2 protein-coding genes are annotated in these 1,004 nt (G+C 67.8%); both read right to left on the reverse strand.

Annotation, left to right across the window (positions count from 1 at the left end):
• Positions 1 to 168: 168 nt before the first annotated feature.
• Positions 169 to 516, reverse strand: a complete 348-nt coding sequence (locus C468_RS07535; RefSeq protein ID WP_008848295.1) for a hypothetical protein — start codon at positions 514 to 516, stop codon at positions 169 to 171.
• A partial coding sequence (locus C468_RS07540; RefSeq protein ID WP_152422892.1) for a P-loop NTPase occupies positions 513 to 1,004 on the reverse strand: 492 nt, incomplete at its 5' end. The genes C468_RS07540 and C468_RS07535, both read right to left, overlap by 4 nt.

Here is a 1,004-nt window from a genome sequence, read left to right on the forward strand (position 1 = left end):
TTATAAGCGAGCGACTGGGGCTTCGGAGGTCTTCACCGTCGATCCACTGTCGACCGCTTATAAGCGAGCGACTGGGGCTTTGGAGGTCTTCACCGCAGCACCAGCAGCATCCATTCAAAAACGATCGATGAAAACCTCTCAGCCTGCCACCTAACTACCAACCCCACCTTATCGCTCGATCCCGCCCTGCTCTTTGATCCGCATGATGTGCCGGACGTTGAGGTAGATCTCCTCCGGCGAGGTCTGCTCGTCGGGGTCGTACAGGTCCGACACGCGGTAAATGATCGCCGAGAGCTGCTGGCTCTCGGAGCTGTCCCCGCGCACGTCGGCGGCGACCTCGCGGAGGAACGCGCGGACCTCGTCGTCGTCCGGGAACTCCCCGGCGGCCGCGTCCGCGGCCGACGCCGGGACGACCGGGTCGACGCCGGCGGCGTCGAGGGGGTCGGCGGGGTCGGCCTCGTCTCCGGCGCGCTCGTCCTCCTCACCGCCCCTATCGGCTCCGTCCTCCCCGATCATCGGCCCTCGCTCACCCCGCGCCGGCGCACGACGCCGGCGTTGTTCGCCACGTTCTCGACGATCACCTTGAACGCGTCCGCGGTCTCGCCCTCCTCCAAGACCACCGGCTCGCCGTCGTCGCCGCCGGTGCGAACCGCTGGGTCGAGCGGGACGCCGCCGAGGAAGGGGAGCTCGTGCTCCTGCGCCAGCGCCTTCCCGCCGCCGGAGCCGAAGATATCGTGGAAGCCGCCGCAGTCCGGACACCGGAAGCCGGCCATGTTCTCGGCGATCCCGAGCACGTTCGTGTCGTGTTTGCCGAACATCCGGAGCCCCTTCACCGCGTCGTCGAGCGCGACCTCCTGCGGCGTCGTGACGATGACGGCGCCCGTCAGCGGGAGCGTCTGGAGGATCGTGAGCTGCGTGTCGCCGGTGCCCGGCGGGAGGTCCATCACGAGGTAGTCGAGCTCGCCCCACTCCACGTCCTGTCTCTTATACACATCTCTGATGGC

The organism is Halorubrum kocurii JCM 14978 (genome assembly GCF_000337355.1).
GTDB lineage: Archaea > Halobacteriota > Halobacteria > Halobacteriales > Haloferacaceae > Halorubrum > Halorubrum kocurii.